Genomic DNA, 22639 nt, shown 5'->3' with positions numbered 1-22639 from the left:
TGCTCGCGAAGGCGGCCTGACAGCCGACCAATTTCTTTCAGATGTACTCGGTAAAATTGTGGGAGCGGGCTTGCCCGCGAAGGCGTCCTGCCAGCCAACCAATTTCTTTCAGGTGTCCCCGGCCCAACTGTGGGAGCGAGCTTGCTCGCGATGGCTGCCCAACAGTCAACAACGTTTACCGCCCAAGCCAACCATTCAGACCATTCCCACAAGACTTTCAGGTTGCCTGTCGGAAGAACGATCACTAGCCTCTGACGGTCGCTGCCAATTCAGCGACCGGGACTGCAAGCCCGCCAATAGTTTGTTAGGCGCCCACTGGCGCACCTATAATCGTGGCGCTTCTTTAGCGACCACCGATTTATGGTGGCTGTGTGCGGGAGATCTTCGGGTCTGCCGAGGTTGCCTAACGACTCGGTCTTGCAGACCCGCATACAGCTGCCACCCATCATCTGCAAGTGATGCTGGCTGCTCCAACTTTCGTTAGGAGCTTCACAATGATCAAACCCAGCCCCAACCCCCCGGCTCCAGAGTCCGAAGAAAATACCGGCACTTCAAACCGTCCCTGCCCAATTTTCACCATCCACCCAGGCGTCGACTCCGAAACCTTGCTGGTCCATGCCTACGAAACCCTCGCCTCAGCCAATGTAATGGCAACCGAACTGTCGTCCATCCTGGCCGGCCCAACCTGCAATCTGGCACTCGGCATTCAGCAGATGATTGTCCTCGCGCAACTATCAGTGAATCGCGTGCTCGATCAGTTGGATCAGCAGCAATAACAATACGAAGAGGCCCGCTGAACCTGTACCCATCAGCGGGCCCCCATTGTTCCTACATTTATCTCGGACCCGTCTGATATTGAGGCTCATGAGCCCAGGTGTTGTACTCAACCCCCGGTTTTGTGAATGTTTGAGACAGTGCGCATGAAGAATCCACCCAAGTTGCGGGGACGGACCGACCCGGTGTTTGATCGGCTAGGGCAGTCGCCTCACAAGGAACGCCTCTCGGATTACCTGGCTCTGCTCAAGCCCTTGGACGATCAGGGGCGTTATCTGCCATTCGATGCGTTGCGCTATCGCTGGGCACCGGGGCTGGATTCCAGTTTGTGCTGGGCCTTGGTCAAGAAAGCCCGGACGGCGCAGTATTCGAGTCTTTTGCCATTGGGTGATCCGGTGCGGTGGCTGCAATTCGTGCTGACGCCGCTGGCGCAAAAGGCTATTTCCGCGGTAGACCGGCAAACCACTACGGCCGTGCTGGAGTACATGACCAGCCAGATCGGCGAGCGTGCGCACTTCAGCTATCTGCTCAATGACCTGATTGAAGATGAAGCCATCAGTAGCAGCCAGCTCGAAGGCGCGGCAACCACGACACGTGTGGCCAAGGACATGCTCAAGCGTCACCGCCTGCCGCGCACGCCGGACGAGCGAATGGTTATCGGTAATTTCAAGATGATGAACTTCGCCTGGGAGCAGCGCTACGAGCCTCTGAGCGTTGAGTTGATCGCGGCGATGCACCGCGTTGGCGTCGAGGGCATCGATGATCTGCAGTATTCGCCGGGGGTGTTCAGAAGCCGTGATGATGTCGTGGTGCAGGATGGCGAGGGCAACACCGTTCATACGCCGCCGCCCGCAGCAGGTATTGGGTTGCGTTTGCAGGCGCTGGCGCAATGGATCAACCATTCCCATGACAACCTCCATCAAGCGGATTACCTTCATCCTTTGATCAAAGGCATTGCTCTGCATTTTGCCCTGGGTTATGAGCATCCTTTTCGTGACGGCAACGGTCGGGTCGCGCGGGCGCTGTTTTACTGGTTCATGTTCAAGAATGACTTCTCGGCGTTCCGCTACATCGCGATCAGTGTCTTGTTACGCAATGCACCGGTGAAGTACGGGCGCTCATACCTGGATACCGAGGCGGATGATCTGGATCTGACGTATTTCATCGATTTCCAGTGTTCGGTGGTGCTGCGTGCCGTGGCCAGTTTTACCGAGGCGTATCGGAAAAGTCTGGTTGATGCCGAGTGCTTTGATCGATGGTTGCGGGACAGTGGTTTTCTCGAGCAACTCACGGAGAATCAGCGGGCCGTGTTTCAAGTGGCCAAGAGCGGAATGGCCAAGGAATTTACTGCGGTCAATGTGAAGGAAAACCTGGGGTGCTCTTACAACACGGCATCAGCCACATTGAATGGGCTGGTCGAGTTGAAGTTATTTGAGAAACGGAAGATGGGGCAGGAGTGGGTATTTTTTCTACGACCTGCCTCCGTGACCTGAACCAATATGGGAGCGAGCAGGTCCACTCCCGACGTTGCCATTCTTCGCGTCCACTACGCCCGTGGTCGTCCAGGATCAGTGTTTTTATGAGCAGCTCCATATCGAAGGCGCCAGTAGAATACTGACGCCTGTGACATGAAATAAGTGGATCTTGCGTCAAGTGTCGATCCGCAGGTTTTTAGGTAGAGGCACCGAAACCTGGAAGAGGAACAACATCATTTGGTTTCAGTATCAGATTGTCTGGATGAAGTCCCAGCGACAGTCGACGCTGGCCATAGGTCTCAAATGAACCGACCAGCGTGTAACGTCGGCCCGGTTTGATCATGGAGGGGTCATATTTCAAATAGAAATTGGGTTCCGCGGTCAAGCCGACCCCTTCACACACAAGGGTCTCGTCGTTCTCATCGCTAACGGGTTCAATCAGATTTACATACAGTTTCGAGTCCGCAGGGTAACCAATCCTCGGCATCCAGGTCTTTTCCACGGCGATGTAGCCCAAGGGGCTCAAATAAATGTCTGCATCGTGATCCCCACCTGCCCAATGGAACTCTCGCTCTATATCCAGCAAGAGCGCGGTGTTCTGATGGGAGATTTTTACGTTGATGACAAAGCGACTTCCGACGTCATACCGGTTTGAAGGGACATGGACAGCGAAATTGATGGGGCGTGCCGAGGGAAGTGTGTTGCTGCCCCATATCCCGTGAAGGGTCGGCATAGTTCTGTCGGTAATGTTTTGTACTCTGATATTGATGTCGCAGCCTTCCGGTACTTCGTAGTCCGGAGGAAAGTGCAAGAGTGCGTTGATTGTATGTTGCGTCATAATGATTTCCTTATCCGTTGGTTCGTCGAAATGACGAGCGCTGAGCGTACCCCCAACGCAATCAAGCCTTGCGTAGGAAAAGCTCTCTGTGAGAAGGCGAATCGCATATGGGATTGATCGGAAACGTCCCTGTTTCCGGGAAAGGTGACGGTCAGTTGCGCTCGACAAGATCCGCCGCATCTTCACTGCAATGCAGCGCACCAGTTCAGGCTCGCTACCACAGCGGTTTCTCGGGACCTAGAGCGTGCCGAATACCTTCTTCGCCAAACTGGTCGCCGCCGCCGCGGGGTTCTGGCGGATGGTTTCTTCCTGTTTGCCGATCATTTCGAACAAGCCATTCAACGCCTGTTCGGTGACGTAGTTTTCGACGTTGGCATTCTTCGCGTCCACTACGCCCATGGTCGCCGCTTGCCCGGCGAACGAGTTGTACTGCTGGGCCAGGCCCACCTTGTCGGTGGCTTGCTTGACGATCGGCAGGAACTTGGCGCGGATCTGTTCGCGGCTGGTCTTGTTCAGGTATTGGGTGGCCGAGTCGTTGCCGCCGCTGAGGATGCCCTTGGCGTCTTCCACGGTCATTTTCTTCACGGCGTCGACGAGGATTGGCTGGGCCTGGGTCACGGCGGTTTCGGCCGCCTTGTTCATGCTGGCTTCCAGTTCATCGACCTGGTCACCCATGCCGAACTGTTTCATTTTGCTGGCGACCTTGCCCAGTTTGCCCGGCAGTTCGATTTTTACTTCCGGGTTGTTGCTGAAGCCGCCCGGGGTGCCGAGTTGTTTCACGGCCAGTTGCGCGCCTTGGGTCAGTGCGTCCTTGAGCCCGCCAGTGGCGTCTTTCTGCGACAGGTCGCTGAGGGACAGCGCCAGGGCGTTGGCACAGATCATCAAACCTGCACACAGGCCGGCAAAACGAAGGGTAGGGCGGAGCATGGCAGCTTCCTTGTTCAGAAAAGAGAGAGTTAGCGAACGGCGTCGACGCGGATTTTCAGCGGTTGCGGGTCCTTGCCGTCAAGACGCACGGCATGGTTTTCGGTGGTGGTGAACATCAGCTTTCCGTCGACTTCGATGCGCGCGCTGACTGAGTAGCGATGGCCGGGTTTGACCTGCGCCGGATCGTAGCTCAGATGAAACGGCAGTGGCACCTGGCCTTTGACCGGGCCGTTCTGTTCGTCGAGGACAATGGCCGGTGCGTCGGCCAGGGACACGTCCTGCAAGCTCACGCTCAGGGTAGCGGTGGGCGGCAGGGCGCTGCGTTGCAGGTAAAAGACTTCGCCGTCGAGGCTGGCTTTCGGGGCCGGTTGCAGGGATTGGCAGGCGCCGAGCAAAACCGCAAGCCCGAGGAGAGAGAGTTTTTTCATGAAGCGGATCCTTGTCATTGGCGCCCGAAGAAGACCGGCGCCAACGACAATTTAACGGATTTTACCGAGGATATCGCCTAACTTGCCTGGGGAGTGTTCTCAGACGAGCTGGACCAGCACTTCCTGTTCCTTCACATGATCGACACCCAGTTCCACCGGGTGAGTTTGAGTGGAGATGAAGTGCAGATGGTCTTCGTGGTTGATGCGCGCGCTGAGTGCATAGCGATGGCCGGGCAGGACATCAGCAAGCTTGTACGTCAGGTTGAAGTTCAGCCCGGCTTTTTCTGCATTGGTAGTGATCTGTACGGCCAGCTCTTTTGCTGCGACATCTTGCAGACTGACATCCTCCAGACGGACATAAAGAGTCGAGTTACGCCGCAGTACAGTATTTTCCAGGAAATACACTTTACCGCTGATGCTGAGGAGTTCGTTGCTCATATTGATTTCCTTATCGATTGATCGTCGGTAGTGACGAGGGCCCAGCATAGGGTCGAGGCAGCGTTTGTTATGTAGGGGAACTCTTGCGAGCAGGGGCGAAAAGCAAGTGGCATGGGTCAGAAGCGTCCTTGCTTCAGCCATAAAACCCACGCGCAGTCATGGGAGTGATTCACAGGGGCATTACCAATTCCGCAGCATCATTCCAGCGAATTTTGCTGGCAATATCGACCGGCAACTTCCAAGGGTCATGGACGATCAGGATTGCGGACGCTGCCATTTCCGTTGCCTGCACGGACCAGCACTTCCTGAGGAGGCAGACTAGTGCCATCCAGTATCACCGAGTGACGTTTGGCGGTTACGAAAATCAGTTTGTCGTCATTTTTGATTTGGGCGCTGATCGCATACTGGCGGCCAGGCACGGCGTCAGATGCACGATACGACAGGGTAAACTTCAACCCGGCCATATCGGCATCAGGGGTGACTTGCTGGTCGAGTAATTTGCCGGGCACACCGGAGACGGTGACATCCAGCAGGCTCACATAAAGTGTCGAATTCGGCAGCAGCGCAATTCGTTCAAGGTAATACACGTTGCCGCTGATACTGATGACGGTTTCGTTGCTCATTTTGATTTCCTTATCCAATGATTCGTCGATAGTGACGAGCTGGCAGCGTATCGCTTGGGCGCCGAATCCCGCGTAGGGGAAGTCCTGCGATCGGTAGCGAATGTATAGCGGGATGGGTGAGAAGCTTCCTTGCTTCTGTAAGGCCTTTACATCGCTGTATCAGATTGGCGTTACCAACTCCGCAGCATCTTCACTGCGATGCAACGCCACCTGCCGGATAGACAGGCGGATCTCCGCCGGCAACACCCGTTTGGCCGCGCCTTCGGCCAGTTCGCCGAGCAGTTCGTGATAACCGAGCTTGCCCGCTTCATCGCGTTTGAGCACGTCGAGGTCGAGCATCGTCTGGATGAAGTGGCGGAACAGGCTCTTGTCGAAGAACTCCGGGGCGTTCAGGCCATGCAGGATCGACAGGCGCTGGGCCATGACCGTGCACAGGTCTTCCAGTTCTTCGGCGCTGATGCTGTTCTGACCGCTGTTGAGCAGCAGGGACACGGTCATGTAGAAGCGCTGCAGGGTCTGGGCGATGCTTTTCGATAGCAGCGTCAGCAACACGAAATGCCGTGAGCTTGGCGCCGGGCGCAGGTACACATCGTTCTCGAAACGCAGCAGGCCTTGTTCGACGAACGCCTCCAGCCATTGATCGATCACCCCGTCCAGTTCGTCCAGCGACCAGCGAATGAACAGCTCCGCTTGCAGGTACGGGTATAGCGCGCGGGTGTAGCGCAGGATCTGTTCGCGGCTCATGCGCGAGGCACTCTGGAAGAAGCTCGCCAGCAGTGCCGGCAGGGCGAAGATGTGCAATACGTTGTTGCGGTAGTAGGTCATCAGGACGGCGTTCTGTTCGTCCAGATACAGAATCTTGCCTAGGGCATCGCTCTGCTCGGACAGCAGGTCCATGTCTTTCACGTGCTCGATCAACGCCCGGCCGTCACCGTCCGGCAGGGTGGTGTGTGGCGAGTACGGCACTTTGCGCAGCAGCGCCAGATACAGGTCGAGCACCCGCGCCATGGCGCGATCATCCAGAGCCAGGCGGCTGGTGGACAGTAGCGCCAGGGCAACGAGATTGACGGGGTTGATCGCCGCCGCTTCGTTCAGATGCCGGGCAACCTTCTCGCCGAGGCGGTTGGTGGTTTCGTTGAGCCAGGCTGGTCTGAACTGCGGGCCGAGTTCCTGTTGGCGCCAGTTCGGCTGTTCGCTGTCGAGGAATTCCGCCAGTTTGATCGGCTCGCCGAAGTTCACCGCGACCTGGCCGAAGCGCTGCTTGAGTGCGCCGATGACTTTGAAGATGTCGAAGATCGATTCTTTCTTCTTGGCCGCACCGCGCAACTCGCCAAGGTAGGTCCGGCCTTCCAGTACGCGCTCGTAGCCGATGTACACCGGTACGAAGACGATGGGCATGCGCGATGAGCGCAGGAAGCTGCGCAGGGTGATAGCCAGCATCCCGGTCTTGGGTTGCAGCATGCGCCCGGTGCGCGAACGGCCACCCTCGACGAAATACTCCACCGGGAAGCCCTTGATGAACAGGGTGTGCAGGTATTCGTTGAACACCGAGGTGTACAGCGGGTTGCCCTTGAACGTTCGGCGCATGAAGAACGCGCCGCCACGACGCAGCAGGCCGCCGATCACCGGCATGTTCAGGTTGATCCCGGCGGCGATGTGCGGCGGGGTCAGGCCGTTGCGGAACAACAGGTAGGACAGCAGCAGATAATCGATATGGCTGCGGTGGCAGGGGACGTAGATCACTTCGTGACCCTGGGCGACCTTCTGCACGCCTTCGATGTGGTTGACCTTGATCCCGTCGTAGATCTTGTTCCAGAACCAGCTCAGCACCACTTCCATAAAACGGATGGCCGTGTAGGTGTAGTCCGAGGCGATTTCGTTGCCATAGCGCAGGGCCTGGGCCTTGGCTTTTTCCGGTGAAATGTTCTCGCGTTCGGCTTCGTCGAGGATCGCTTGTCTGACCTGTGGCTGGTTCAGCAGGCCCTTGACCAGGTTGCGACGGTGGGAAATGTCCGGGCCGATCACCGCCGCCTTCAGGTTGCGAAAATGCACCCGCAGGATGCGCTGGGCCATGCGCACGGTGCGCTCGTGCCCCTTGTTGTGCTCGATCAGTTCGCGCAGGTGGATCGGCGCGGAGAACTGCACGCGGGTCTTGCGCCCCAATACGATGATGCTCAGCAAGCGACGCAGACGCCCGGTCACCGCCCAGCTATCGGCGAACAGGAGTTTCCATGGGCTGTTTTCGCTGTCCGGCGACTGACCCCAGAACACGCTGACCGGAATGATCTGCGCGTCTTCGGCGGCGTTCTGGCTCAGGGCGCTGACCAGGCGGGTCAAGGTTGGCGGCGCGCCGCGCTTGTCCTGACGGCCGAGCCAGTCCGGGTCCGGCGTCAGGTAGAAGAACGCGGCCGGTTCCAGCAGGTTGCCCACCGATACCGGCAGCACCGGGCGCGGCAGGCCCGCCTTGCTGCATTCGGTGTCGACCACGGCAAGGTCGGTCAGCGAAGGGTTTTGCAGGACGTAGAACACCGGACGACTGCGGTCGAGGTTGAGGGTGAACGACGACTGGTTGATCGTCTCCGAGCGAACCCAGAGGTACAGCAGTCGGCGCAGGGTGCCAAACACAAGACGGCGGAACGGGGAACGGGTCATACGGCTTCTGCATGAGTGAATGAAACCAAGCGTTTGCTCGGGCGCTGTGTAGTGTGCCGGATTCGTCGAAAATCGGCAAAAAAGCGGCGAAGTAAAGTGCTATTGAGAGTTTCAGCGTCTGTCATATACTCGGCGCTCTGTCGCCGTTGCCCTCATGGGACCGGTATGCGCAGGCTGACGTTCCCGAGGCTTTCCTGCGAAAAGCCCGATCAATAATAAAAAGGGAGTATGAACAAATGGCAACACGCGAAACCGGCAACGTGAAGTGGTTCAACGACGCCAAGGGCTACGGCTTCATTCAGCGCGAGGACGGGGTGGACGTGTTCGTGCACTACCGCGCGATTCGTGGCGAGGGGCACCGTTCACTGACCGAAGGCCAGCAGGTTGAGTATGCGGTGGTCGAAGGGCAGAAGGGGTTGCAGGCTGAGGATGTTGTTGGTCTGTAATCACGCAAAACCATTGTGGGAGCGGGCTTGCTCGCGAATGCGGTGTGCCAGTCGCAGTTGATGCCGGCTGATCCACCGCATTCGCGAGCAAGCCCGCTCCCACATTTGATCGGTGTTGTTGGCTATTAAGCGGTCTTCCAGGTGATCTCTTCTTCACCATCGGCGCTGATGCGAATCCAGCGGTCCGCCGTCTCTTCACCTTCTTCCTCGACCCAGGTTCCCGGCGCGCAACGCACTTCGACGTTCAGTGCGGCAAACGCGGCGCGGGCGCAGGCGATGTCGTCGTCCCATGGGGTCTGGTCGCTTTCCAGGTACAGGCTGTTCCACTTGCCGACCGCTTTTGGCAGCCAGGTCACCGGCACGTTGCCGGCCTTGCACTTGTAGGTCTGGCCCTTCTGCACCCAATCCGAACACGGCCCAAGTGCCGCGCCGAGCCAGGCGGCAATGGCTTTGTGATCGACGTCGGCGTCTTTCAGGTAAATCTCGATATCGGGCTGGCGCATGGATGTCCTCACTGCGGGTCTGAAAAATCCATTCGCGGATTTAGCCGGCCTTGAGCCGTTGCCCAAGACCAAAAATGTTTGAAGTTATTGAAGAACGAAATAATCGTAGCGCATCGACACGGTGACCTCGAACGGCTCGGCCTGCTCGATAACGGCAGCACGGCGTTCGGCACTGGCGCGCCAGCCGTGGGGCGTCATGGCCAGCAGGTTCGCCCGGTCCTGACCACTGTGGAGCGTCAGTTTGAATTCCAGGGTTTCGCTGTACGCCAGCGCCATGCCTTCCGGTACCAGGTCCAGGTGCTTGTCGTCGATGTATTCGCGGACCTCATCGTACAGCCGCTCGCGTAATTCCATCAGATGGCCGCTGGTCGGCCCGACTTTCATCAGGCCGCCGCCGACGCTGAGCAGGCGTTTGGCTTCTTCCCAGTCCAGCGGGCTGAAGACGCTGGCGAGGAACTGGCAACTGCCGGAAGCCAACGGCACCCGCGCCATGCTGGCGATCAACCAGGTGAGCTGCGGGTTGCGTTTGCAGGCGCGTTTGACCGCTTCGCGGGAGATGTCCAGGGCATAACCTTCGGCCTCCGGCAGCGCCTCGGCGATCTGCGCGGTGTAGTAGCCCTCGCCACAGCCGATGTCCAGCCAGCGCTGCGGCGCATAGCTGGCGGCCAGCTCCGCCAGACGCCTGGCCACCGGCGCATAGTGCCCGGCATTCAGGAAATCACGACGGGCTTCTACCATCGCCTGGTTATCCCCGGGGTCGCGGCTGTTCTTGTGCTGCACCGGCAGCAGGTTCAGGTAACCCTGGCGCGCACGGTCGAAACGATGCCCGGCGGGGCAGACCACACCGTTGTCCACCGCATTGAGCGGTGCGCTGCAGATAGGGCAGGCAAGCATCAGGCGAGCAACTTGATCAGGGTCTGGTAGTAGATTTCGGTCAGCACATCGAGGTCGGCTGCCAGTACGCGCTCGTTGACCTGGTGGATGGTCGCGTTGACCGGGCCCAGCTCAACCACTTGCGTGCCCATGGTCGCGATGAAGCGCCCGTCGGAGGTGCCGCCGCTGGTGGACGCCTTGGTGTCGCGACCGGTGATGTCCTTGATGCTCGACGACACCGCGTCCAGCAGCGCGCCTGGCTCGGTGAGGAACGGCAGGCCGGACAGGGCCCAGTCGACGTGCCAGTCCAGGCCATGCTTGTCGAGGATATCGGCGACGCGCTTTTGCAGGCCTTCGACCGTGGACTCGGTGGAGAAACGGAAGTTGAACACCGCCACCAGGTCACCCGGGATCACGTTGGTCGCACCGGTGCCGGAGTTAACGTTGGAGATCTGGAAACTGGTCGGCGGGAAGAAATCGTTGCCGTGGTCCCAATGCTCGGCGGCCAGTTCAGCCAGGGCCGGAGCGGCGAGGTGGATCGGGTTCTTCGCCAGGTGCGGGTAAGCCACGTGACCTTGCACGCCGCGCACGGTCAGCTTGGCACCGAGGGAGCCGCGACGGCCATTCTTGACCACGTCACCCACCAGGGTGGTGCTCGACGGTTCGCCGACGATGCACCAGTCCAGACGCTCCTTGCGCGCGGCGAGGCGTTCTACAACTGCCTTGGTGCCGTGGTGCGCCGGGCCTTCTTCATCGCTGGTAATCAGGAACGCGACTTTGCCCTTGTGATTCGGGTAGTCGGCGACAAAACGCTCGGACGCGACGGTCATGGCGGCGAGGCTGCCTTTCATGTCGGCGGCGCCACGGCCGCAGAGCATGCCGTGTTCGTCGATCAGCGCGTTGAACGGCTCGATCTGCCAGGCGCTCACCGGGCCGGTCGGGACCACGTCGGTGTGACCGGCGAAGCACAGCACCGGACCGTCGTCCTGGCCGTGGGTGGCCCAGAAGTTATCCACATCTTCGATGCGCATCGGTTCCAGAGTGAAACCGGCATCGCCCAGGCGCTGCATCATCTGCTTCTGGCAATCGGCGTCGACCGGCGTCACGGACGGACGGCGGATCAGGTCGATGGCGAGTTGAAGGGTCGGCGAAAGGTCGGCGTGGACCGTCATGGAAAACTCCGGAATCATGAGATATGGGCTTGGGCTTCAATGTGGGAGCGGGCTTGCTCGCGAAAGCGGTGTGTCAGTCAATATATGCCTCAACTGTTACAACGCATTCGCGAGCAAGCCCGCTCCCACAGGAATTGGGGGCGATTGGTAAACCGCGACATGCCCAAGCACCGCAAAATGGCGGTTATCTTAAAGCAAAACGGCGACCATTGGCCGCCGTTTAGTGGATCCGCAAAGATTTAGACGACAGGTGCCGTTTCAGGCTCGGCGGCCGGTTTCGGCAACGACGACAGGAACGCCATGATCAGCGCCGCCAGATACGGCAGCGACTGCACCAGCAGCATGGTGACCCAGAAGCGCATGTCGTTGCTCGGCATGCCGTTGACCAGATAAATCCCCAGCGCCGCGCTCCACAACAGCAACATGATGAACAACTCTTCGCGGGCTTCGGAAATCGCGACCCAGAAGCCATGGTTGTCGGCGTTTTTCGGTGTGCGGAAGAACGGAATGCTGCTGGTGAAGAAGCCGTACAGCACCGCTTTGGCGATGGTGTGAGACAACGCCAGACCGGCCAGCGCCGCGCAGAAGGCATCCTTCAAGTTCACCCCGACCGCACGACGGTAGAGGAAAATGATCTTGGCCACCTTGAACACGAACAGCGCCAACGGCGGGATTGCGAAGATCAGCAGCGGTGGATCGACCCGTTGCGGCACGATGATCATTGCCGCCGACCACAACAGCGCACCGACGGTGAAGAAGATGTTCATGCCGTCCGCCACCCACGGCAACCAGCCCGCGAGGAAGTGGTAACGCTGGCCGCGGGTCAGCTCGGTGTCCTTGCCGCGCAGCAGGCTGGCGGTGTGGCGCTTGATGATCTGAATCGCTCCGTAGGCCCAGCGGAAACGCTGTTTCTTGAAGTCGATGAAGGTATCGGGCATCAGGCCTTTGCCGTAGCTGGTGTGGTAGTACGCCGCCGACAGGCCTTTCTCGAATACGCGCAGGCCCAGCTCGGCGTCTTCACAGATGCACCAGTCGGCCCAGCCCAGCTCTTCGAGCACCGAGCGACGGGTCATGGTCATGGTGCCGTGCTGGATGATCGCGTCGCGGTCGTTGCGGGTGACCATGCCGATATGGAAGAAGCCTTTGTATTCCGCGTAGCAGAGCTTCTTGAAGGTGCTTTCGTTCTGGTCGCGGTAGTCCTGCGGCGACTGCACCACGGCGATTTTCGGGTCGGCGAAGTGCGGCACCATGTGCTTGAGCCAGTTGCGGTCGACACAGTAGTCCGAGTCGATCACGGCAATCACTTCGGCGTCCTTGGCGGTGTGCGGAATCAGGTAGTTCAGCGCGCCACCCTTGAAGCCGGCCAGCGGTGCCACGTGGAAGAACTTGAAGCGCGGGCCGAGGGTGGCGCAGTAGTCGCGCACTGGTTCCCAGACCGCCGGGTCCTTGGTGTTGTTGTCGATGATCAGGACTTCGAAATCCGGATAGTCGAGGTTGGCCAGGGCGTTGAGGGTCTGTTTGACCATCTCCGGCGGCTCGTTGTAGCAAGGCACGTGAATCGACACTTTCGGGCGGTAGCCGGAATCGCCTTCCACTGGCAGGAATTCGCGGCGGCGCTTGTGCACCCACACCGCTTCGGCCAATTCATGGGCTTCGGTCAGCAGCACGATGAACACCCCGAGCGCACCGAGGGCGAGCAGGAAACCCACCGTCAGGCTGAACCAGGTGCTGTATTGCAGGCTGTAGTCGTAACCGATCCACACCAGCACCGAACCACAGAGGAACGCAATGAAGGTCAGGAAGGTGCGACCACGCTGGCGCAGGGCCGAGCCGTCGATCATCAGCAGGGTCAGCGACAACAGCGCCAATACCACCGAACCAACGGCCAGTACGCGCCACTGCGGAATCGCTACCACCGGGCCTTCGAAGTTGAACTTCTGCTGGCGCGCGGCGTTGAACACGCCCCAGTAGGCGCCAACGGAACCTTCGTCGCTGGCTTTCCATGGCTGGTCAAACGCTTCGATCACAAAGTAGTTGAAGCCCTGGCGATTGAGCTTGTTGACCAGGGTTCGCAGGTAGATCGCCTGGTCTGCGGGCGAAGCATCGGCGCCACCGCGCATACGGCCGTTGCTCGGCCAGCCCACTTCGGACAGCAGCAGCGGCTTTTTCGGGAACATCTTTTTCAGGTCGCGGGCGCGGTCGAGGACGAACTGCTGGGCCTTGTCCACTGGAATGAATTCCCAGTAAGGCAGGACGTGCGCGGCGATCAGGTCGACGTGCCTGGCCAGTTCCGGGTGTTCTTCCCAGACGTGCCATTGCTCGGACGTGGTCACTGGCACCTTCACGGCGGCGCGCACGCGATCGAGCATCACGCTCAGTTCGGCGGCGGTGATTTCCTTGCGGAAGATCGCTTCGTTGCCCACCACCACGCGAACCACGCTGCGCGAGGAGTTGGCGATTTCGATGGCGCGGGTGATTTCCCGTTCGTTGCGTTCCTGGTCCGGGCTGATCCAGATCCCCAGTGTCACCCGCAAGCCGAACTCTTCCGCCAGTTTCGGGATGTCTTGCAGGGTGCCGTCGACCGAGTAGATGCGGATGTTGTCCGTCAGCTTGCTCATGATCTCCAGGTCGCGACGCATTTGATCGTCGGTCGGGTACTGGTCTTTCTGCGGGAACTGGCCCTGCTGGAAAGGCGAGTAGGAGAAGCCGGAGATCTGTTCAGGCCAGTTGGGGGCGGTGACCGGACGGTTGATCAGCGCCCAGAAGCCGGTAAACAAGGCTGCGATGGCGAGCACCACGACCAGGTTGAGTCCAAATTTACGCGATGACATAGCTATTTCGGGTTCCAAAGACTGTGGAACGGAGGAACGGTTGGCCGTCGCCAATGGGCGCGCATCCTACACCGGGCATTCTCTAGTCCTACAGCGGACAGGGAATTGCCGGACGTTGGGCAATCTGATTTCGTTAAAGTTCTTTCTATTTTTCCTGTAACTGATTTTGTCTTCATATCGCCATATAATGCCCGCCGGTTTTTGGGGTAATGGTCATGAGTACTGAAGATCCGCGTTTTGCCGGCATCGCCCGCTTGTATGGCATCGAAGGCCTTGAGCGCCTGCGCGCAGCCCATGTGGCGATTGTCGGCGTCGGTGGTGTCGGTTCCTGGGCGGCGGAAGCCGTGGCCCGTTGTGGCGTGGGCGAAATATCGCTGTTCGATCTGGACGACGTCTGCGTCAGCAACGCCAACCGTCAGTTGCACGCGCTGGACAGTACCGTCGGCAAACCCAAGGTCGAGGTGATGGCGGAGCGTCTGCGCGGGATCAACCCGCACTGCACGGTGCACGCGGTGCCGGACTTCGTCACCCGCGACACCATGGCCGAGTACATCACGCCGAACATCGACTGCGTGATCGACTGCATCGACAGCGTCAACGCCAAGGCTGCGCTGATCGCCTGGTGCAAGCGTCGCAAGATCCAGATCATCACGACCGGTGGTGCGGGAGGGCAGATCGACCCGACCTTGATTCAGGTCTGCGACTTGAATCGCACGTTCAATGACCCATTAGCTTCGAAAGTGCGCTCCACGCTGCGCCGCGACTACGGTTTCTCACGCACCGTGACCCGCCATTACAGCGTGCCGTGCGTGTTTTCCACCGAGCAGCTGCGTTATCCGAAACCGGACGGCAGCATTTGCCTGCAGAAGAGTTTTGTCGGTGATGGCGTGAAGCTCGACTGCGCCGGCGGGTTTGGCGCGGTGATGATGGTGACGGCGACCTTCGGCATGGTCGCGGCGACCAAGGCTGTGGACAAGATCGTGGCGGGAGTGCGGCGGCCGGCGGATCGGGTCAAGCCTCAGATTTAAGTGTTGCTACTGATGGCCTCTTCGCGAGCAAGCCCGCTCCCACATTCGATTTTCAGTGAATACAGTTTTTGTGTACGACCGAAATCCAATGTGGGAGCGGGCTTGCTCGCGAAGGCGATTAACCGGCTAACTCATTCATTCGCTGAAGTACGGCATTGAGGCCATTGCTACGAGACTGGGACAACTGCCGCCCCAATCCCAACTGATTGAACCAGTCCGGCAAATCCACCTGCTGCAATTCAGCCGCCGACAAGCCGTTGACCCGCGCCAGCAGCAACGCCACCAACCCGCGAATCAACCGTGCATCGCTGTTGGCGCTGAACTGCCAATGGCCGTCGCGCAATTCGCCCACCAGCCACACCTGGCTTTCACAGCCGTGCACCCGGTTGGCGTCGCACATCTGCGCGTCGCTCAAGGCAGGCAGGCGCTCGCCCCATTGCATCAGCAGGCGTGCCCGTTCTTCCCAGCCGGCGGCTTTGCCAAAGGTATCGAGTGCGGTCACGGCATCGGCAGGCAGGTTCATCGCAGCAGCTCCAGCGCCTGATCCAGGGCTTCAAAAAACCGTTGCAGGTCTTCGGAGTCGTTGTACAGCGTCAACGACACCCGAATCGCCCCCGCCAGTTCAAAGTGTTTGAGCAACGGCATGGCGCAGTGATGGCCAGCGCGCACTGCAATCCCTTGCTCAGTCAGCAAATGCGCCAGGTCGGCGTTATGTACACCCTCGACGGTAAAACTGGCCAGTGCCACTTGCGGCTTGCCCAGCAAGCGGATGCCGTGACGTGCCTCAAGACCCTTGAGCAAACAGGCATGCAGCGCCGTTTCATGGGCGGACACAGCGTCCTGATCGAGCCCGGCGAGGTAATCGAGGGTTGCTCCCAGGCCGATCACACTGGCAATCGGCGGCGTCCCGGCCTCGAAGCCCAGGGGGGCCGGGCGAAAGCGGGCGTCGTGATAATTGGCATCGAGCACCATTTCACCGCCGAACTGCCAGGGACGCAGCTGTTGCAGCGCTGTATTGCGCCCGAACAGCACGCCCAGGCCATCGGGACCGTAGAGCTTGTGGCTGGAGAACACATAAAAATCGCAGCCCAGTGCTTGCACGTCGTGGCGGCCATGGACCACGCCCTGGGCGCCATCGATCACGGTCAGGGCGTTGTGCGCCTTGGCCAGTGCCAGCAATTGAGGCAGCGGTTGCCACGCGCCAATCACGTTGGACAGTTGACTGACGGCCAACAGACGCGTGCGTGGGCCGATCAAACCGGCGGCGGCTTCAAGGTCGATCACGCCGTCGGCGTCCAGCGGCAGGATCACCAGCTTCAGCTCGCGACGGTGCGCCAGTTGCTGCCACGGCAAAAGGTTGGCGTGATGCTCCAGGGCGCTGATGACGATTTCGTCGCCCGGATTGAAAAGATGTTCCAGGCCATAGGCCAGGAGATTCAGTGCGGACGTCGCGCCGTGGGTAAAGATGATCTGCCCGCAATCGCCAGCATTGAGCCATTGTGCGGCTTTGCGACGGCTGTCCTCGAACGCCTGGGTGGCGTGGGCGCCGGGCAAGTGTTGCGCCCGATGCACGTTGGCTGCGCCATTGGCGTAGTAGTGCGCCAGGGCGTCCAGCAGGGCTTGGGGCTTTTGCGTGGTGGCGGCGTTGTCCAGATAGGTCTGGCCTTGCCGCTGCAGGGCGGCGATGGCCGGAAAATCGGCGCGCCAGGGAGAGAGAATCATCATGTGTTCAGCCCTGTGAACTTGGGCGGATGTACACCGGACCTTGTGGGAGCGAGCTTGCTCGCGATGGCGTCCGTAAGGTCGCCAAAAAGCATCGCGAGCAAGCTCGCTCCCACAGGTGCCTGCGGCACTTAGTTGTGAGCGTGCAGCGCTTCGTTCAACTCGATGGCCGATTTGTGGGTTTTGCATTCCACGGCACCGGTTTCCGAATTGCGACGGAACAGCAGGTCCGGCTGGCCGGCCAGTTCACGGGCCTTGACCACTTTGACCAGTTGATTGTTTTCGTCCAGCAGCGCGACTTTGGTACCGGCGGTCACGTACAGGCCCGACTCGACGGTGTTGCGGTCGCCCAACGGGATACCGATACCGGCGTTGGCGCCGATCAGGCAGCCTTCGCCGACCTTGATCACGATGTTGCCGCCGCCCGACAGGGTGCCCATGGTCGAGCAGCCGCCGCCCAGGTCCGAACCCTTGCCGACGAATACGCCGGCGGATACGCGGCCTTCGATCATGCCCGGGCCTTCGGTGCCGGCGTTGAAGTTGATGAAACCTTCGTGCATCACGGTGGTGCCTTCGCCCACGTAAGCGCCCAGGCGCAGACGCGCAGCGTCAGCGATACGCACGCCGGCCGGAACCACGTAGTCGGTCATTTTCGGGAACTTGTCCACCGAGAACACTTCCAGCAGCTCGCCGCGCAGGCGGGCTTCGAGTTGCAGCTCGGCCAGCTCGCTCAGGTCGACAGCGCCCTGGCTGGTCCAGGCCACGTTCGGCAGCAGCGGGAAAATCCCGGCCAGGTTCAGGCCGTGAGGCTTGACCAGGCGATGGCTCAGCAGGTGCAGCTTGAGGTACGCCTCCGGGGTGGACGACAGCTGGGCATCTTCAGCCAGCAGGGTGGCGACCAGCGGCTTGTGGCTCTCGGCCAGGCGGGTCAGCAGGGCAGCCTGGCCGGCGTCGACGCCTTTGAGGGCCTCGGCCAGTTGCGAGGCCTGGGCGGTGCTGAATGCGATGGCCTGATTGCCTTCGGTGTAGCCCAGGATCGGTGCGATAGCGGCGACGACTTCAGCCGATGGCTTGAGAACCGGGGCGGCGTAGAACACTTCCAGCCATGCGCCTTGACGGTTTTGAGTGCCGACGCCGAAGGCCAGGCTGAACAGGGTAGCGGACATGTGAATACCTCTAACAAAATTGAACGGGCTGCTTACTTGAGCGCGGCCGCGTAGATGTCTGGCTTGAAGCCAATCAGGGTTCGGTCACCGAGATCGAGCACCGGGCGCTTGATCATCGAAGGTTGTGCGAGCATCAGTTCGATGGCTTTCGTCTGGTCGAGATCGGCTTTGCGTTCGTCGTCAAGCTTGCGAAAGGTCGTGCCTGCACGGTTCAACACCACTTCCCAGCCGTGCTCGCTGCACCATTGGGTCAGGTGTTCACGGTCGATACCAACCGCTTTGTAATCATGAAAGTCATAGCTGACAGCGTGTTCATCGAGCCAGGTGCGCGCCTTTTTCATGGTGTCGCAGGCTTTGATGCCGAAAAGGTGCAACGTTTTGCTTGAAACGGTCAAGGAATTGCCCCCTTTGCAGGTGCTGGAAATAAAAGGTGGAGGATTATGCCATGGCCGGACGGTTTCGCGGCGGCTGTGGTCGGGTTTGTATGGGTGTCATGCCATAAATCCCTTGTAGGAGCGAGCCTGCTCGCGATGAACCCGAGAGCGCCGCGGGGTATCTGGCATGTCGCGTAATCGTTGACGACCATCGCGAGCAAGCTCGCTCCTACAGGAAGGCGATATTCCGTTGTGCGACATTGGTGCAAGGGTCCGCAAACAGTCTAAGCAGCTAATATGGCACTTCAATGCTGTCGATTGTCCGGGAACCACGTTTTATGCAAACCGCCTACACCGTCCTGATCCTGTTGATGCTGGTCGGCGTTTCGCGCCTGATCGGACGGGTGATCCCGCTGCCGTTGCCGCTGGTGCAAATCGCCGCCGGGGCATTGCTTGCGTGGCCGACTCTGGGGCTGCATGTGGCCCTGGATCCCGAGTTGTTCCTGTTTCTGTTCCTGCCACCGTTGCTGTTCTCCGACGGCTGGCGCATGCCCAAGCGCGAATTCTGGCACCTGCGCGGACCGATCCTGACCCTGGCGGTGGGCCTGGTGTTGTTTACCGTGGTGGGCGCCGGCTATTTCATTCATTGGCTGCTGCCCGGTGTACCGTTGCCGGTGGCGTTTGCCCTGGCGGCCGTGCTGTCGCCGACGGATGCGGTGGCGGTGTCGGCCATCTCCCGCAATCGGCTGCCCACGCCATTGATGCACATCTTGCAGGGGGAGGCGCTGATGAACGACGCTTCGGGCCTGGTGACGTTCAAGTTTGCCTTGGTGGCGGCGGTCACCGGCGTGTTCTCACTGGCCAATGCCAGCCTGACGTTCGTGCTGGTCGCCGTCGGCGGGCTGGCCGTCGGGGTGGCCTTGAGCTGGCTGGTTGGCCGTCTGCGGGCGTGGATGATCGCGCGCGGCTGGGATGACCCCGCGACGCACGTGGTGTTCATGTTGTTGCTGCCGTTTGCGGCCTACGTGCTGGCCGAGCGCATGGAAGTGTCGGGCATCCTCTCGGCAGTGGCGGCGGGGATGATGCAGAGCTGGCTCGATTTGCTGCCGCGCCAGACCAACACGCGCCTGCTCAATCGCAGTGTCTGGTCATTGCTGGAGTTCGCCTTCAACGGCTTGATTTTCCTGCTGTTGGGCCTGCAGTTGCCGGACATCATCAAGGCGGTGGCCAGTCACGAAACCTCGTTGTGGCCGACGTTGTTGTATCGCGGGTTGGATGTGGTGGCGATTTTCCTGGTGCTGCTGGTTTTGCGGTTTGTCTGGGTGCAAAGCATCTGGCGGCTGTCGGTGCTGCTGCGGCGCCTGCGCGGCAAGGGTGAGGTGACCCATGTGCCGACGGCGCGATCCTGTTGGTTGCTGACTGTGGCGGGTGTGCGCGGGGCCGTGACGCTGGCGGGCGTGATGTCGGTGCCGATGTTCATGGGCACCAGTGAGTTTCCCGAGCGCTATCTGCTGATATTCATCGCCGCCGGCGTGATTCTGCTGTCGTTGATTGCGGCCTGCATCGCACTGCCACTGTTGTTGCGCGGCATCGAAGCCAGCCCGGACGACAAGCGGCGCAATGAGGTGCGTGACGCCTGGCGTAAGACCGCCGAAGCGGCCATTCATGCGCTTGAGACAGAAGAGGTTAACCCGCAGGACGCCGCCGAGTCCGCGCTGGCGGCCGAACTCAAGGCACGGATCATGTCCGAGTACCGACACCAGTTGGAGGTGTTCAACGATTCAGCCGAAGCCCAGGCCCTGGCCTTTCAGATGGACTTGCTGGAGCGGCGCTTGCGGGTGAAGGCGCTGCGGGCGCAGCGCCTGGAGTTGTACAGACTCAGCCGTCAGCACCAGATTGGCGATGACGTGTTGCGTGAGGTGCTGGGGGAGCTTGATCTGAGTGAGGCCAAGCTTGGAACGGTCAAGTAATAATGTACATGTTTCCATTGTTGCGTGGCGTACATGGAAGATGAATTGAAAATAATAGTCCTCAAGAAACGATCAGTTTGTTGGAGGATATCTTCAGGATGTTTTAATTGGAACTGCCAGTAAATGGCGCCTTTATTTTGTTAAGTAACTCAATCAGTGAGTGGGGTATGTATGGTGTCCCGTGAGGGTAAATCTTACTGACTACTTCCAGGTCTTTCCTGCTTAGTGTGGAGCCACCTGGGTGGCTCCAGTTGTTTATGGTAAGTCTGCTATCGATGTCGTAGTGCATGATTGACAAGGGGTCGTAATCACCGTAGGTGTAGTTTGTGTTGCGGGGTAGTGGGAGAACGTCTCTGTCAACTTGATCGCGTTCAAGGTTGAATTCTTCTTTATACCATGCGTAAACTTTTTCCCGATCCCAAGGAATATCTGCGTCCGGGTGCTGATGTTCATGGGCGAGGCCAAGTGCGTGTCCAAACTCATGTAATACGCTGAATTCAAACTCATCATCTTCTAAAGGCAGCCCTATTTGCATTGTTTCTTTTTCAGGGGGGCGGGTGAGCGCATCTGTACCGAGATAGGAGTAAGAATCGCCGTATTGGGTTTGCTCGATTTTTATACGAATATCGCCCTCTGCTCCTGAAACGAATTCAAACTTCAAATTGGCATACTCTATCCATTTGCTCGCAATGCTTTTGACTTTGTCGATGGTTTTCTGGTCTTCGTCGTACATGGCTATTTTCAGGATTCGACCAGGCTTCCAGAATTTAGTATGCACAGCGACACTTCTCTTGGCTCGTTTGGAAGTGTTGTGTTCGACATTATCACTGCGCTCACTGATTGCGGCCTCATAGGATGCAATCGGGTCAATGCTTTCAGGGAAACTGCAAGTTCCAATTTTCATAGGGGTGACGTCCGTGTCTTTTATCGGTTGTAGTTTGTTTGGAATGAGATCTTTTGGTTTGGTTTGTTTGCGGTTTTTTTGGTGGGGCTTTTATATAACTTTGCAGGAGGCTTGATCTGGCATTTTTACTCTCCTTCTCGAGGTTTGATTCGCTCAATTAATTGGTTTCGAGTTGGAGGTTATTTAAATTAGAGTCACGCTGTAAAGTTGCTGTATGTGAGATGTTGTTGCTGATGAGCGGCCTGTACTGCGTTGCACAGCACAGGCCTTGTCAGTGTCAGTTGCGGCGAGTGATAAAGTCGCGAATACGTTCTGCCGCTTCAACGCATTCTGATAATGGTGCAACCAGCGCCATGCGCACGCGCCCGGCGCCTGGATTGACGCCATCGACATCCCGCGACAGGTAAGAACCCGGCACCACGGTCACGTGCTCCTGCTCGAACAGGTCGCGGCAGAACGCAGCGTCGTCACCGGCCACATTCGGCCACAGATAGAAACTGCCATCCGGGCGCTGTACGTCCAGCACCGGGCTGAGGATTTCCAGTACTGCATCAAACTTCTCGCGATACAACGCACGGTTGGCGCGCACATGCACTTCGTCATTCCATGCAGCAACGCTGGCCAGTTGGGTTTGAACCGGCATCGCGCAGCCGTGGTAGGTGCGGTAAAGCAGGAAGCCTTTGAGAATGTCGGCGTCACCGGCGACAAAACCGGAACGCAGGCCTGGCAGGTTCGAACGCTTGGACAGGCTGTGGAACACCACGCAGCGCTTGAAGTCCTTGCGGCCCAGTTCTGCGCAGGCGCTGAGCAGGCCTGGCGGCGGCGTTTGTTCGTCGAAGTAGAGTTCGCTGTAGCACTCGTCCGCGGCAATCACGAAATCGTACTCATCGGCCAGGGCGATCAGCTTTTTCAGGGTTTCAACCGGAATCAGTGCGCCGGTCGGATTGCCTGGCGAGCACAGGAACAGGATCTGGCAGCGTTTCCAGATGTCCGGCGAAACGGCGTCGAAATCCGGGTTGAAACCGTTTTCGTCCAGGCACGGCAGGTAATGCGGCTTGGCCCCGGCGAGGAACGCCGCGCCTTCGTAGATCTGGTAGAACGGATTCGGGCTGACCACCAGCGCGTCATCGCCACGGTTGACCACGGTCTGGGTGAAGGCGAACAGCGCTTCGCGGGTGCCGTTGACCGGCAGCACGTTGCGCGCGGGATCGATCCAGCCCTTGGGGACATCGAAACGACGTTCGCACCAGGCGGCGATGGCTTCGCGCAGGGCCGGGATGCCGAGGGTGGTCGGGTACACGGCCATCTGATCGAGATTGCTGGCCAGGGCTTCGGCGACGAAGCTTGGCGAGCGGTGTTTAGGCTCGCCAATCGACAGCGCAATAGGGCGCTTGTCCGGGTTGGGCGTGACGCTGCCGAGCAGGGCGCGGAGTTTTTCGAACGGGTAAGGCTGGAGCTGGGACAGAGCGTTGTTCATCGATAAATCTCGTTCGGT

General features: G+C 59.3%; 21 protein-coding genes. 5 read left to right on the top strand and 16 right to left on the bottom strand.

Features of this window, described 5'->3' with window-relative positions; genetic code table 11:
• The first annotated feature begins 494 nt into the window (after positions 1 to 494).
• Together PMI26_RS05560 and PMI26_RS05565 are read left to right on the top strand one after the other, a co-directional pair.
• Entirely contained in the window at positions 495 to 776 is a 282-nt protein-coding gene (locus PMI26_RS05560) for a DUF6124 family protein (RefSeq protein WP_007978434.1), read from the top strand.
• 144 nt (positions 777 to 920) lie between these two features.
• Complete coding sequence (locus tag PMI26_RS05565; RefSeq protein ID WP_007978432.1) at positions 921 to 2267, top strand: Fic family protein; 1347 nt, start codon at positions 921 to 923, stop codon at positions 2265 to 2267.
• A 178-nt stretch (positions 2268 to 2445) separates the two neighbouring features.
• Here PMI26_RS05565 and PMI26_RS05570 read toward each other — a convergent pair whose 3' ends face one another.
• The 6 genes from PMI26_RS05570 to plsB form a co-directional block, all read right to left on the bottom strand.
• The gene (locus PMI26_RS05570) at positions 2446 to 3087 is read right to left on the bottom strand and encodes a hypothetical protein (RefSeq protein ID WP_007978430.1); all 642 of its coding nucleotides are present in this window, start codon (positions 3085 to 3087) and stop codon (positions 2446 to 2448) included.
• Between the two features lie 237 nt (positions 3088 to 3324).
• The gene (locus PMI26_RS05575) at positions 3325 to 4014 is read right to left on the bottom strand and encodes a DUF4197 domain-containing protein (protein ID WP_007978428.1); all 690 of its coding nucleotides are present in this window, start codon (positions 4012 to 4014) and stop codon (positions 3325 to 3327) included.
• 29 nt (positions 4015 to 4043) lie between these two features.
• Positions 4044 to 4442: a YbaY family lipoprotein gene (locus tag PMI26_RS05580; RefSeq protein ID WP_007978426.1), complete on the bottom strand. Its 399-nt coding sequence runs from the start codon at positions 4440 to 4442 to the stop codon at positions 4044 to 4046.
• A 99-nt stretch (positions 4443 to 4541) separates the two neighbouring features.
• Positions 4542 to 4880 carry a YbaY family lipoprotein gene (locus PMI26_RS05585; RefSeq protein WP_007978424.1) on the bottom strand — a complete coding sequence of 113 codons (339 nt, stop codon included), beginning with the start codon at positions 4878 to 4880 and terminating at the stop codon, positions 4542 to 4544.
• Positions 4881 to 5125: 245 nt separating this feature from the next.
• The gene (locus PMI26_RS05590; RefSeq protein ID WP_007978422.1) at positions 5126 to 5503 is read right to left on the bottom strand and encodes a YbaY family lipoprotein; all 378 of its coding nucleotides are present in this window, start codon (positions 5501 to 5503) and stop codon (positions 5126 to 5128) included.
• A 159-nt stretch (positions 5504 to 5662) separates the two neighbouring features.
• Complete coding sequence (gene plsB, locus PMI26_RS05595; protein ID WP_007978420.1) at positions 5663 to 8155, bottom strand: glycerol-3-phosphate 1-O-acyltransferase PlsB; 2493 nt, start codon at positions 8153 to 8155, stop codon at positions 5663 to 5665.
• A gap of 236 nt (positions 8156 to 8391) precedes the next feature.
• On the opposite strand from plsB, the gene PMI26_RS05600 reads away from it, so the two are divergent.
• Entirely contained in the window at positions 8392 to 8601 is a 210-nt protein-coding gene (locus PMI26_RS05600) for a cold shock domain-containing protein (RefSeq protein ID WP_007954750.1), read from the top strand.
• Between the two features lie 125 nt (positions 8602 to 8726).
• Here PMI26_RS05600 and PMI26_RS05605 read toward each other — a convergent pair whose 3' ends face one another.
• From PMI26_RS05605 to PMI26_RS05620, 4 genes are all read right to left on the bottom strand, one after another.
• A complete protein-coding gene (locus PMI26_RS05605; protein ID WP_007978418.1) occupies positions 8727 to 9104 on the bottom strand; it encodes a hypothetical protein in 378 nt (125 codons plus the stop codon).
• Between the two features lie 84 nt (positions 9105 to 9188).
• Positions 9189 to 9998: a putative RNA methyltransferase gene (locus PMI26_RS05610; RefSeq protein WP_007978416.1), complete on the bottom strand. Its 810-nt coding sequence runs from the start codon at positions 9996 to 9998 to the stop codon at positions 9189 to 9191.
• Positions 9998 to 11149, bottom strand: a complete 1152-nt coding sequence (dapE, locus tag PMI26_RS05615; RefSeq protein WP_007978414.1) for a succinyl-diaminopimelate desuccinylase — start codon at positions 11147 to 11149, stop codon at positions 9998 to 10000. The genes PMI26_RS05610 and dapE overlap by 1 nt, the downstream gene beginning before the upstream one ends.
• A 239-nt stretch (positions 11150 to 11388) precedes the next feature.
• Positions 11389 to 13980, bottom strand: coding sequence for a glycosyltransferase (locus tag PMI26_RS05620; RefSeq protein WP_007978412.1), 2592 nt, complete (start codon positions 13978 to 13980; stop codon positions 11389 to 11391).
• 209 nt (positions 13981 to 14189) lie between these two features.
• Between PMI26_RS05620 and tcdA the strand changes: the two genes are divergently transcribed.
• Positions 14190 to 15008 (top strand): tRNA cyclic N6-threonylcarbamoyladenosine(37) synthase TcdA, encoded by an 819-nt coding sequence (tcdA, locus tag PMI26_RS05625; protein ID WP_007978410.1) that lies wholly within the window; start codon positions 14190 to 14192, stop codon positions 15006 to 15008.
• A gap of 118 nt (positions 15009 to 15126) precedes the next feature.
• Here the strand turns inward: tcdA and PMI26_RS05630 are convergent, their stop codons facing one another.
• From PMI26_RS05630 to PMI26_RS05645, 4 genes are all read right to left on the bottom strand, one after another.
• Entirely contained in the window at positions 15127 to 15531 is a 405-nt protein-coding gene (locus PMI26_RS05630; RefSeq protein ID WP_007978408.1) for a SufE family protein, read from the bottom strand.
• Positions 15528 to 16733, bottom strand: coding sequence for an aminotransferase class V-fold PLP-dependent enzyme (locus tag PMI26_RS05635; protein ID WP_007978406.1), 1206 nt, complete (start codon positions 16731 to 16733; stop codon positions 15528 to 15530). Before PMI26_RS05635 ends, PMI26_RS05630 begins: the two co-directional genes overlap by 4 nt.
• A gap of 128 nt (positions 16734 to 16861) precedes the next feature.
• The gene (gene dapD, locus PMI26_RS05640) at positions 16862 to 17896 is read right to left on the bottom strand and encodes a 2,3,4,5-tetrahydropyridine-2,6-dicarboxylate N-succinyltransferase (protein ID WP_007978405.1); all 1035 of its coding nucleotides are present in this window, start codon (positions 17894 to 17896) and stop codon (positions 16862 to 16864) included.
• 32 nt (positions 17897 to 17928) lie between these two features.
• Complete coding sequence (locus tag PMI26_RS05645; protein ID WP_007978403.1) at positions 17929 to 18291, bottom strand: ArsC family reductase; 363 nt, start codon at positions 18289 to 18291, stop codon at positions 17929 to 17931.
• Between the two features lie 317 nt (positions 18292 to 18608).
• Between PMI26_RS05645 and PMI26_RS05650 the strand changes: the two genes are divergently transcribed.
• Positions 18609 to 20240, top strand: a complete 1632-nt coding sequence (locus tag PMI26_RS05650; RefSeq protein WP_007978401.1) for a Na+/H+ antiporter — start codon at positions 18609 to 18611, stop codon at positions 20238 to 20240.
• Between the two features lie 103 nt (positions 20241 to 20343).
• Here PMI26_RS05650 and PMI26_RS05655 read toward each other — a convergent pair whose 3' ends face one another.
• Positions 20344 to 21144, bottom strand: coding sequence for a M12 family metallopeptidase (locus PMI26_RS05655; protein WP_007978399.1), 801 nt, complete (start codon positions 21142 to 21144; stop codon positions 20344 to 20346).
• Between the two features lie 277 nt (positions 21145 to 21421).
• Entirely contained in the window at positions 21422 to 22621 is a 1200-nt protein-coding gene (gene dapC / locus PMI26_RS05660; RefSeq protein ID WP_007978397.1) for a succinyldiaminopimelate transaminase, read from the bottom strand.
• Positions 22622 to 22639 lie beyond the last annotated feature (18 nt).

The sequence above is a fragment of the Pseudomonas sp. GM33 genome (assembly GCF_000282295.1).
GTDB lineage: Bacteria > Pseudomonadota > Gammaproteobacteria > Pseudomonadales > Pseudomonadaceae > Aquipseudomonas > Aquipseudomonas laurylsulfatiphila.
This window is presented reverse-complemented; position numbering and strand designations above follow the sequence as displayed.

What these genes read in the sequence shown, in the direction of transcription:
- PMI26_RS05565 (WP_007978432.1), top strand. Translation starts at nt 921, where the DNA reads ATGAAGAATCCACCCAAGTTGCGGGGACGGACCGACCCGGTGTTTGAT.
- PMI26_RS05560 (WP_007978434.1), top strand. Translation starts at nt 495, where the DNA reads ATGATCAAACCCAGCCCCAACCCCCCGGCTCCAGAGTCCGAAGAAAAT.
- PMI26_RS05570 (WP_007978430.1), bottom strand. Translation starts at nt 3,087, where the DNA reads ATGACGCAACATACAATCAACGCACTCTTGCACTTTCCTCCGGACTAC.
- dapD (WP_007978405.1), bottom strand. Translation starts at nt 17,896, where the DNA reads ATGTCCGCTACCCTGTTCAGCCTGGCCTTCGGCGTCGGCACTCAAAAC.
- PMI26_RS05605 (WP_007978418.1), bottom strand. Translation starts at nt 9,104, where the DNA reads ATGCGCCAGCCCGATATCGAGATTTACCTGAAAGACGCCGACGTCGAT.
- PMI26_RS05580 (WP_007978426.1), bottom strand. Translation starts at nt 4,442, where the DNA reads ATGAAAAAACTCTCTCTCCTCGGGCTTGCGGTTTTGCTCGGCGCCTGC.
- PMI26_RS05600 (WP_007954750.1), top strand. Translation starts at nt 8,392, where the DNA reads ATGGCAACACGCGAAACCGGCAACGTGAAGTGGTTCAACGACGCCAAG.
- PMI26_RS05585 (WP_007978424.1), bottom strand. Translation starts at nt 4,880, where the DNA reads ATGAGCAACGAACTCCTCAGCATCAGCGGTAAAGTGTATTTCCTGGAA.
- tcdA (WP_007978410.1), top strand. Translation starts at nt 14,190, where the DNA reads ATGGTCATGAGTACTGAAGATCCGCGTTTTGCCGGCATCGCCCGCTTG.
- PMI26_RS05620 (WP_007978412.1), bottom strand. Translation starts at nt 13,980, where the DNA reads ATGTCATCGCGTAAATTTGGACTCAACCTGGTCGTGGTGCTCGCCATC.
- PMI26_RS05575 (WP_007978428.1), bottom strand. Translation starts at nt 4,014, where the DNA reads ATGCTCCGCCCTACCCTTCGTTTTGCCGGCCTGTGTGCAGGTTTGATG.
- PMI26_RS05655 (WP_007978399.1), bottom strand. Translation starts at nt 21,144, where the DNA reads ATGAAAATTGGAACTTGCAGTTTCCCTGAAAGCATTGACCCGATTGCA.
- dapE (WP_007978414.1), bottom strand. Translation starts at nt 11,149, where the DNA reads ATGACGGTCCACGCCGACCTTTCGCCGACCCTTCAACTCGCCATCGAC.
- PMI26_RS05610 (WP_007978416.1), bottom strand. Translation starts at nt 9,998, where the DNA reads ATGCTTGCCTGCCCTATCTGCAGCGCACCGCTCAATGCGGTGGACAAC.
- PMI26_RS05590 (WP_007978422.1), bottom strand. Translation starts at nt 5,503, where the DNA reads ATGAGCAACGAAACCGTCATCAGTATCAGCGGCAACGTGTATTACCTT.
- PMI26_RS05630 (WP_007978408.1), bottom strand. Translation starts at nt 15,531, where the DNA reads ATGAACCTGCCTGCCGATGCCGTGACCGCACTCGATACCTTTGGCAAA.
- dapC (WP_007978397.1), bottom strand. Translation starts at nt 22,621, where the DNA reads ATGAACAACGCTCTGTCCCAGCTCCAGCCTTACCCGTTCGAAAAACTC.
- PMI26_RS05650 (WP_007978401.1), top strand. Translation starts at nt 18,609, where the DNA reads ATGCAAACCGCCTACACCGTCCTGATCCTGTTGATGCTGGTCGGCGTT.
- plsB (WP_007978420.1), bottom strand. Translation starts at nt 8,155, where the DNA reads ATGACCCGTTCCCCGTTCCGCCGTCTTGTGTTTGGCACCCTGCGCCGA.
- PMI26_RS05635 (WP_007978406.1), bottom strand. Translation starts at nt 16,733, where the DNA reads ATGATGATTCTCTCTCCCTGGCGCGCCGATTTTCCGGCCATCGCCGCC.